At 72.6% G+C, this 9846-nt stretch carries 7 protein-coding genes; 3 read left to right on the top strand and 4 right to left on the bottom strand.

The features are described from left to right. Window positions 1-2586, bottom strand: a 2586-nt coding sequence (locus BIV23_RS30755; protein WP_281250177.1) for a sensor histidine kinase, incomplete at its 3' end; no start/stop codon positions are given. A gap of 385 nt (window positions 2587-2971) precedes the next feature. Between BIV23_RS30755 and BIV23_RS30750 the strand changes: the two genes are divergently transcribed. Further along, window positions 2972-3760, top strand: coding sequence for a protein phosphatase 2C domain-containing protein (locus tag BIV23_RS30750; protein WP_071384244.1), 789 nt, complete (start codon window positions 2972-2974; stop codon window positions 3758-3760). A 63-nt stretch (window positions 3761-3823) separates the two neighbouring features. On the opposite strand, the gene BIV23_RS30745 is transcribed toward BIV23_RS30750, so the two are convergent. Further along, the gene (locus BIV23_RS30745; RefSeq protein ID WP_071384243.1) at window positions 3824-4315 is read right to left on the bottom strand and encodes a MarR family winged helix-turn-helix transcriptional regulator; all 492 of its coding nucleotides are present in this window, start codon (window positions 4313-4315) and stop codon (window positions 3824-3826) included. Between the two features lie 247 nt (window positions 4316-4562). Here BIV23_RS30745 and BIV23_RS30740 point away from each other — a divergent pair, with 247 nt between their 5' ends. Next, a complete protein-coding gene (locus tag BIV23_RS30740) occupies window positions 4563-5387 on the top strand; it encodes a lysozyme (RefSeq protein ID WP_071384242.1) in 825 nt (274 codons plus the stop codon). Between the two features lie 63 nt (window positions 5388-5450). Here BIV23_RS30740 and lon read toward each other — a convergent pair whose 3' ends face one another. Continuing rightward, window positions 5451-7877, bottom strand: coding sequence for an endopeptidase La (gene lon, locus BIV23_RS30735; protein ID WP_071384241.1), 2427 nt, complete (start codon window positions 7875-7877; stop codon window positions 5451-5453). A 133-nt stretch (window positions 7878-8010) separates the two neighbouring features. Continuing rightward, window positions 8011-8916: a rhomboid-like protein gene (locus BIV23_RS30730; protein WP_071384240.1), complete on the bottom strand. Its 906-nt coding sequence runs from the start codon at window positions 8914-8916 to the stop codon at window positions 8011-8013. A gap of 217 nt (window positions 8917-9133) precedes the next feature. Here BIV23_RS30730 and BIV23_RS30725 point away from each other — a divergent pair, with 217 nt between their 5' ends. Then, window positions 9134-9811, top strand: a complete 678-nt coding sequence (locus tag BIV23_RS30725; protein WP_071384239.1) for a spermine/spermidine synthase domain-containing protein — start codon at window positions 9134-9136, stop codon at window positions 9809-9811. Window positions 9812-9846 lie beyond the last annotated feature (35 nt).

Genomic DNA, 9846 nt, shown 5'->3' with positions numbered 1-9846 from the left:
CGCTGCGGCGGCCGCGGGTGTCGACCGACCGGCGAACGCCGCAGACGCGCCGGCCTCGGACGACGAGGTATCCGCCGCCGGGCCGGCAGGCGCCGCGGCAGTCGCCGTCGCCGGCAGGTCGGTGAACGCCGGGGGCGTGGCGGTCGGGGTCGGGGCGCTGTCCGTCGGGGCCGGGTCGGGTGCCGGCGGGCGGATGGCGTTCGGGGCCGAGAGGGGGTCGGTCACGTCCGGGAGCAGGAGCTCCATCGTCGTCTCGGCGTACGTCTCCGCCGGGGCCTTCGGCCGGGTCTCCGTCTGCTGGGCCGGGCTCGGTTCGGCCTGCCCGTGTTCGGCGGGCCCTTCCGCCTCCGCGCGGACCGCTTCCTCCGCGAGGGCCACCAGCGGGTCGGTGCCCTTGGCGCGGCCGTGCAGCACGTTGGAGTTGGCCTCGGCGGCGGCGCCGGGGAGGGTGAAGGTGCCGGTGCCGCTCATCGACGCGGTCCGCGGCGGAAGCGCGGCCGACGGGGCCTGGGTGAGCAGGGTGGCGGGCAGGACGACGACCGCCGCGATGCCGCCCTGCTTCTGCTCGCGCAGCTGCACGCGGACGCCGTGCCGGTGGGCGAGGCGCGCGACGACGTACAGGCCGAGGCCGAGACCGGCGTCGCCCTCGTTGTCGTAGTGGGACTCGGGGTCGAAGTCGGCCAGGCGGGCGTTGAGGTGGTCGAGGCGGTCCGTCGCCATGGCGATGCCCTCGTCCTGGACGGAGAGCATCACCTCGCCGGACTCCAGGAGCCAGCCGGAGACCTCCACCGGAAGGTCGGGCGGGGAGAACGAGGTGGCGTTCTCCATCAGTTCGGCCAGGAGGTGGGAGAGGTCGTCGGCGGCGAAGCCGGCCACGTGGGCGTGGGGCGGCAGCGCGGCGATGCGGACGCGTTCGTAGCGCTCGATCTCGCTGACCGCCGCTCGGACGACGTCGACCAGCGGGACCGGGCCGTGGTGCTGCTGGACGTGCTCGGTGCCGGCGAGGACCAGGAGGTTCTCGCTGTGCCGGCGCATGACCGTGGCGAAGTGGTCCAGCTTGAAGAGCGTGGCCAGCCGGTCGGGGTCCTGCTCGCGCTCCTCCAGGCCCTCGATGACGGCCAGTTGGCGCTCGACCAGGCCCAGGGTGCGCAGGGCGAGGTTCACGAACGTGCCGCCGATGCTGGTGCGCAACCGTGTCAACTGGGCTGCGGACTCGGCCAGTTCGGCCCGCAGCCCCTCACGGGCGTCGGCCATCTTCTGGCGCTGGCCGACCAGGTGCTTGCGGTCGGTCTCCAGCGTGGCGACGCGCTCGTGCAGGGCCGCCGCATGCGCGTGCAGGGCGTTGACCGAGCGGACCACCTGGGCGAACTCGTCGTTGCGGCCGGTGAAGGCGATCGGCTCGCGCGTCGCCGGGTCCCCGGGCTCCGCCAGGCGGGCCGAGCCACGGCGCAGCACGGACAGCGGGCGGGTGAGGGTGCGGGCCATGGCCGTCGCGATGCCCACCGCCACGAGCATCAGGGCGCCGAGGACGGCGATGCGGATCTCCAGCGCCGTGACGTCGTCGTCCCGGAGCTGCGCCAGGTCCTTGGTGCGGTGGTCGTAGAGGGCGGACTCCGCGCCGCGCATCAGGTCGACCCGCGCGGACAGCGCCGCGTCCAGCTTCTTGGTGCTGGTGGCCGGCTCGCTGTCGGTGAGCGTGGGCTGGGCGGTGAGCGTGGCCAGGTACTTCTCCGCGGTGTCGACGTCCTGACCGGTGACGGTCGAGTCGTAGGAGTCGACGGCGGACCGCGGGGCGGTCTCGCGGAAGTCGGCGAGGGCCACGTCGGCGCGCAGCCGGGCCTGCTGGGCGGCGGCGGTGAGGGCGTCGCGCTGCTTCCTGTCGGCCTCGGTCGCCGTGGAGGTCGTGACCGGCAGGCCGGTGACGGGGCTGATCACCGTCCGGGTGGCGCCCGGCACGTTCAGCGCGGCCAGCAGCAGGCCGCGGGCGGCGGCGGACTGCTGGACGGCGGTGTCCAGTTCGGCGAGCGCGTGGGCGCCGGAGCCGGCCCGCGGGGTCGACTGGTCGGCCAGTTGCTCGGCGACCTCGTGCAGTGCGGCGATCGTCTGCGAGTAGGCCTGGTGGGCCTGGAGCGCCGTGGTCTGGCCGGTGAGCGCGGACTGGCGGACGGCGGCGATGCCGTCGAGTTCGCCGCGCAGGCTCGCCGGGGTGTCGGAGTCGCCGCGCAGGTCCTCGACCTGGCGGTCGACGCGGGCGCTGCGGTCCTCGGAGGGGGCCTTGGACTTGACGCGTCCGGCCGCGATGTAGGAGGTGACGTCGTCCCGCTCGTCGGCGAGGGAGTTCGCCAGGGCGAGCGCGTCCTGGGTGCGGCCGGCCAGCGTCACCAGGCTCTGCGAGTCACCGACGTCCCCGGAGGCGGTGAGGAGCGAGGGTGTCCCGGCGCCGGCGACGGCGGCGGCCACCACGGCGGCGGCGACGATCAGCCGGGTGCGCACATGGGTGGGGCGGCCGGTGCCCACGGGGGTCTGCTGGGCGGTCCCCACGGGGTCCGTCTGCCTGCCTGTGCGCCGAGGCCGCTTCTTCTGCACCGGTGCTCGCATTCCTGAACTCGACTACCAAGGGGTCCGGGTGGCGCCCCGTCATCTCGGTGCCAAGTGGTGCGTACACCCGGTTCGTACGGTTCCCGACCCTCCCAGCGCCGGTGGGCAGTGGTCGTGCATCACCCGACCCGTCACTCGAAGGAGTGAACATCGCTGAGGAGTTGGTGGGCAAGTTCCTGTGGCGTGTGCACGACTGCCGCGGGGCACGCCGGTTGGACGCGCGCGGGATGCTTTGGCAGTATTCGCCACCGACGCCTTCCCGGAAGGGTGGATTCCCTCCTAAAACAGGCGGCTGACCTGCGGGGTCGTAGCAATTCGGCGTCGCATGCCAGCCTTTGGCGGAGGCTGTGAAGGCCTCGTGCAGACTGGCCGGATGCGAACTGAACTCGTTTCGGAACCCGGTGACGCGAACCGCCCCAACGAGGACTTCGCCGGTGTCGGACTACCCGCCTCCGGACAGGGCGGTTGTGTGATCGTCCTGGACGGGGTGACACCGCCGAAGGGCGAGACGGGGTGTCTGCATTCCGTCCCCTGGTTCACGGCGTGGCTCGGCGGCGCGTTGATGGAACTGACCGTTTCGGGGCGAGATCTGACGCTCCCGGAGATTCTCTCGCGGGCGATCGCCCGCACGGCCGGGGCCCATGCGGACACCTGTGACCTTTCTCACCCGCGAACCCCGCAGGCAACCGCCGCCCTGGCGCGCTGGTCCGCCGAGACCGTCGAGTACCTGGTGCTGTCCGATGCCGCGCTGCTGCTCAAGGCGGCCGACGGTACGGTCGTGCCGGTCCTGGACGACCGGCTGGCCCGGCTCCCGCGCACCGCGCTCGCCACGGAAGCCCTGGTGGACGCGAACCTGCGCAACAAGGAGGGCGGCTTCTTCACGGCCGCCGCCGACCCCGCCGTGTCCGCCCGCGCGGTCACCGGGACGGCGCCGCGGGCCGGGGTCCGGGCCCTGGCCGCGCTGACGGACGGGGCGACCCGCTGGACGGAGACGTTCCACGAGGGCGACTGGACGGCCCTGTTCGACCTGGTGGCGAAGGAGGGCGCCCGGTCGCTGGTGAACCGGGTACGGAAGCTGGAGACGGCGGACAGCGAGGAGCGGACCTTCCTGCGGCGGAGCAAGTCGCACGACGACGCGACGGTGGTGTACGCGGAGCTGTGAGCCGTGCACCGTCACGGCTCCGCCCTCACCCCGCTACCCCCGTGAAACCGCGACCATGCACGTCTACTTCTCCATGACGCCGTTGAGCTGGTGCAGCAGCCGGGCCAGTTCGGCGACCTCGCGGCGGTCCCAGTGGGCGAGCTGGCTGACGTAGCGGGCGCGGCGGGCCTCGCGCACCGTGCCGACCCGGCCGCGGCCCTCGTCGGTGAGGGTGACGAGCCAGGCGCGGCCGTCGGCGGGATCCGGTTCGCGGGCGATCAGGCCCAGCTCCTCCAGCGCGCGCAGCTGGCGGGACATGGTGGCCTTGCCGACGCCGATGTAGCCGGCCAGCTCCGTGGCCCGCTGGCCGCCGCACTCGTCGAGCCGGATGAGCAGCCCGTACGCGGAGGACTCCAGGTCGGGATGGACCTCGCGGGCCATCTCGCCCTGGTTGGCCCGGGCACGCCGCAGGAGCACGGTCAACTCCCGCTCCAGCGCCAGGAATTCCTGGTCTGCACCACTGGGCGTCATCTGCCCGGCGGCACGATGTGCGCCGTCGTTTCCGTGCTCGTGCACGTCAGCACCCCTGCTCGGTTTCGCGATTCTGAAAGTTTCTGTCAAACGCCGTCATTGCCGCAGCTCCGTAAGTATTTCGCAGGCGTAGACCAACGGCGGCGTCCGGACCCCCTTCCCACGCCGTCATCTACGTGCGTAGCTTCTTTACCAGGCAATGAATGGCATGCCCACGCTCAGTGGGACGACCCCCCACAGGTTCCACCACGCGTTCGCCGCTCCCCCCACCTCACTCCCCCGGAGGCACGCCATGCCCGTGCTCGGACCCGGCACCAGACGCACCCCCCGCGCTCTCCTCACGGCCCTGCTCGCGGCGCTCTCCCTCACTCTTCCCCTCGCCACGGCCCAGGCCGCCACCGCCACCGCGCCCAGCCGCGGCTCCGCCCACATGGGCATGGGCGTCCTCGCCCATGACGGCCGGCACTCCGCACCCACCAGCACTGCCGTCACCCAGACCGAGGGCGTGGACGTCGCCGGCTACCAGGGCAACGTCGCCTGGTCGGCCCTGTGGAGCAGCGGGGTCAGGTGGGCGTACACCAAGGCCACAGAGGGCACGTACTACACGAACCCGTACTTCGCCCAGCAGTACAACGGCTCGTACAACGTCGGCATGATCCGCGGCGCCTACCACTTCGCGACCCCGGACACCACCAGCGGCGCCACCCAGGCCGGCTACTTCGTGGACCACGGCGGCGGCTGGTCCAAGGACGGCAAGACCCTGCCCGGCGCGCTCGACATCGAGTGGAACCCGTACGGCGCCGAGTGCTACGGCAAGTCGGCGAGCGCGATGGTCGGCTGGATCGCCGACTTCCTGAACACCTACAAGGCGCGCACCGGCCGGGACGCCGTGATCTACACGGCGAGCAGCTGGTGGAGCGACTGCACCGGGAACTACGGCGGCTTCGCGGCGAACAACCCGCTGTGGATCGCCCGCTACGCCTCGGACCCGGGCACGCTGCCGGCCGGCTGGGGGTACTACACGATGTGGCAGTACACCTCCTCCGGCCCGACGGTCGGCGACCACGACACGTTCAACGGGGCGCTGGACCGGGTGCAGGCGCTGGCCAACGGCTGACGCGGAGCGCAGGCCCGGGCCTCCCTCACGGGACCCGGGCCTGCGTCCGTCCGGCAGCGTCCGTCACGCCGCGACCGGAACCTCCGGGGCCGCGCCGCGCACGGCGGGCGCGAGCGCCAGTTCCAGGACCTGGCGGACGTCGGTCACGGTGTGCACGTCGAGCCTGTCCAGCACCTCGGCCGGGACGTCGTCCAGGTCGGGTTCGTTGCGCTTGGGGATGATCACGGTGGTCACCCCGGCGCGGTGGGCGGCGAGCAGCTTCTGCTTCACACCGCCGATGGGCAGCACCCGGCCGGTCAGCGAGACCTCGCCGGTCATGGCGACGTCCGTGCGGACCAGACGGCCGGAGAGCAGGGACGCCAGGGCCGTCGTCATGGTGATGCCCGCACTCGGGCCGTCCTTCGGGACCGCGCCCGCCGGGAAGTGGATGTGCACGCCCCGGTCCTTCAGGTCGGCCACCGGCAGCTCCAGTTCGGCCCCGTGGCTGCGCAGGAAGCTCAGCGCGATCTGTGCCGACTCCTTCATCACGTCACCCAGCTGACCGGTCAGGGTCAGCCCCGCCGCGCCCGTCTCCGGGTCGGCCAGCGACGCCTCCACGAAGAGGACGTCGCCGCCCGCTCCGGTGACCGCGAGGCCCGTCGCCACGCCCGGCACCGACGTGCGGCGCTCGGCCGGGTCCTGGGCGGACTCGGGCACGTGGTGCGGACGCCCGAGCAGACCGCGCAGGTCCTCGTCCCGGACCGTGAACGGCAGCTCGCGCTCGCCGAGTTCGTGCTGGGCCGCGACCTTGCGCAGCAGGCGGGCGATCGAGCGCTCCAGGGTGCGCACGCCCGCCTCGCGCGTGTACTCACCGGCGAGCTTGCGCAGCGCGCCCTCGTCGACGGTGACCTCGTCCGCGTTCAGTCCGGCCCGCTCCAGCTGGCGCGGGAGCAGGTGGTCCCGGGCGATGACGACCTTCTCGTCCTCCGTGTAGCCGTCGAGCCGCACGATCTCCATGCGGTCGGCGAGCGCCTCCGGGATGGCCTCCAGGACGTTGGCGGTGGCCAGGAACACCACGTCGGACAGGTCGAGTTCGACCTCCAGGTAGTGGTCCCGGAAGGTGTGGTTCTGCGCCGGGTCCAGGACTTCCAGCAGGGCCGCGGCCGGGTCGCCGCGGAAGTCGGAGCCCACCTTGTCGATCTCGTCCAGCAGGACCACCGGGTTCATGGACCCGGCCTCCTTGACGGCGCGCACGATCCGGCCGGGCAGCGCGCCGACGTACGTACGCCGGTGGCCGCGGATCTCGGCCTCGTCGCGGACGCCGCCGAGCGCGACGCGGACGAACTTCCGCCCCATCGCGTGGGCGACGGACTCGCCGAGCGAGGTCTTGCCGACGCCGGGCGGGCCGACGAGGGCCAGTACGGCACCGCCGCGCCGCCCGCCGATGACGCCGAGACCGCGCTCACCGCGCCGCTTGCGCACGGCCAGGTACTCGGTGATGCGCGCCTTCACGTCCTCCAGGCCCGCGTGCTCGGCGTCCAGGACGGCCTTGGCGCCCTGGATGTCGTAGGCGTCCTCCGTCCGCTCGTTCCACGGCAGCTCCAGGACCGTGTCCAGCCAGGTGCGGATCCAGGAGCCCTCCGGGGACTGCTCGCTGGACCGCTCCAGCTTGTCGACCTCCTTGAGCGCGGCCTCGCGGACCTTCTCGGGCAGGTCGGCGGCCTCGACGCGGGCGCGGTAGTCGTCGGACTCCTCGGCCGAGTCCGTGCCGTCGCCGTTCAGCTCGCGCAGCTCCTTGCGGACGGCCTCCAGCTGGCGGCGCAGCAGGAACTCGCGCTGCTGCTTGTCGACGCCCTCCTGGACGTCCTTGGCGATGGTCTCGGCCACGTCCTGCTCGGCGAGGTGGTCGCGGAGCTGCTGCGCGGCGAGCCTGAGCCGGGCCACCGGGTCGGCGGTCTCCAGCAGTTCGACCTTCTGTTCGATGGTGAGGAACGGCGAGTAGCCGGAGTTGTCGGCGAGCGCGGAGACGTCCTCGATCGCCTGGACGCGGTCGACGACCTGCCAGGCACCGCGCTTCTTCAGCCAGTTGGTGGCCAGCGCCTTGTACTCCTTGACGAGGTCGGCGACCTGGCCCGGCAGCGGCTCGGGCACGCTCTCCTCGATCCGGGCGCCCTCGACCCACAGGGCCGCACCGGGCCCCGTGGTGCCCGCGCCGATCCGCACCCGGCTGCGGCCGCGGATCAGAGCCCCCGGGTCGCCGTCGGCCAGCCGGCCGACCTGCTCGACCGTACCGAGCACACCGGTCTTGGCGTACGTGCCGTCGATGCGTGGCACCAGCAGCACCTGGGGCTTTCCGGGCGCCGACCGGGCGGCGGCCTGTGCGGCCTCCACCGCGGCCCGCACCTCGGCGTCGCTCAGATCCAGCGGAACCACCATGCCGGGCAGCACGACCTCGTCGTCGAGCGGCAGCACGGGCAGTACGAGCGTGAACGCCGTGGACTCAGCAGCCATGATCTCCCCTTCGGCAGTCAACTTGAGCTATGCCGACTCAACCTCTGGGCAGGGGCTGGTGTTCCCCGCACGTGTTCGCTGTGAGCGATCAGGGGGTGACGTAGAGATTCATGCAGGTGAAAGCAGTGAGAGGTCAGGCGGCGCGGGCCCAGCGGCGCACGAGGGGCCAGCTCATGACGCCTATCGTCAACGCGATCAGATGCCCCCAGTCCGTCATCGGGTCCACGAACTCGGCCAGGTCGCTCAGCAGCAGACCGGCCACCACGGTGAGCAGGGGCCAGCGGAACCAGGGGCGGAGCAGTCCGGCCAGGGAACCGATGCTGGCGGCCACGCCGAAGCTGATGCCGTAGTCGAGGCGGTGCAGGGACGTGGCCGGGAGATGGCCCGCCAGGACGGCGAGGCCCACCGGGACTTCGGTGGCGAGCGTGGCCAGCACGTGCCCGGCCAGGAAGACGCAGGCCGCGCGCCCTCCCCCTATACGCCGCTCCAGCGCGGTGAGCACCAGCACGAAGGCGGCGCTGTACGGCGAGAGGATCCCGCCCGCGATCCACAGCGCGCTCGTCAGGAGCACCACCGCGGGCGACTGCACCAGATGGGCCACGTCGGTGCTGGAGCCCTGGTAGAGGGCGTTCACCAGGCCGGGGTCGGCCACGGCCGCGAAGGCGGAGGTGACGGCGAGGAGGGCCGCGTAGCCGAAGGTGAAGGGCGTGGCGCCCGGGGTGGGCAGCAGCCGCCACAGCCGGGCGGCCGGGACCGGACGCGGCGCCTGAACGGATCGGGGTCCCCCCTCGGCGGAGGCCCCTCCCGCGCCGGGGGCCCCTCCCCCCCGAGCGAAGCCGGGAGTGGGGGAGAAGTCGAGCGCGGGGGAGGAGCCGAGCGCAGCGGAAGGGGCGGCCGGTCCGGTGCCGCGCTGGCGGGGCATGCCGTCCAGGAGGCCCTCGAACGCGCCGGCCGGGACGACGGCGGCGCCGTCGGACAGGGGCGTGCCCGCCGGGGGCGGGGACGCGGCCGCCGCAGGGCCCGTCGCGGTCCGTTCCACGATGAGGCACTCCTTCCGTCGCGCCCACCATTGAGGCTGGACGGGGCTCATGTCTATGACCGACGCCACGCAGGAGCCGATTCTCAGCAACCTCCTACATTCCGTCCGCGTCCGCACTCCGGCGTACGCCCCTCGGACGGGTACATCACCCCCGGGCCGCGCCACCGCCATCCGCAATTCCGGTGAACGACAAGGCGCGTTCAAGCAGGATGGGGGCATGACTGCCGCGTACGACACTCCCGTGGTCCTCGACCGGCGTGACGGCCCGTACGGCGAGGTGGTCCTGCGCAGACACGGCGCGCTGTTCCAGATCATCGCCAACGGGTGTTTCCTGATGGACACCTCCGACGGCCGCTCGGAGCGGCTGCTGGTCGACGCGGCGTACGACGCGCTGGACGGGCGGCCGGGGCCGGCGCTGCTGATCGGCGGGCTGGGCGTCGGGTTCTCGCTCGCACACGCGGCCGCGGACCGGCGCTGGGGACGGATCACCGTGGTGGAGCGCGAACCGGCCGTCGTCGACTGGCACCGGGACGGGCCGCTCGGGCAGCTGTCCGCCGCGGCGCTCGCCGATCCGCGCACCGACGTCGTCCAGGACGATCTCGTTTCTTACGTCACTGAGACATCGGACACGTTCGACGCACTGTGCCTGGACATCGACAACGGGCCCGGCTGGACCGTCACGGACGGCAACGACAGCCTGTACTCTCCCGCCGGACTCGCCTCCTGCGCACGGGTGTTGAAGCCCGGCGGGGTGCTCGCGGTGTGGTCGGCCGCACCCTCTCCGGATTTTGAAGGAAGCTTGCGGAATGCCGGATTCCGGCAGGTGCGTACCGAAGAGGTGCCGGTTGCCCGGGGCGTTCCGGACGCCGTGCATCTCGGGGTCCGCCCTGGATAGCGGCGGCGCGGCGGATCCCCGTAGGGTGCTGCCCT

Origin of the sequence: Streptomyces monashensis (genome assembly GCF_001866665.1) — a bacterium.
Lineage (GTDB): Bacteria > Actinomycetota > Actinomycetes > Streptomycetales > Streptomycetaceae > Streptomyces > Streptomyces monashensis.
This window is presented reverse-complemented; position numbering and strand designations above follow the sequence as displayed.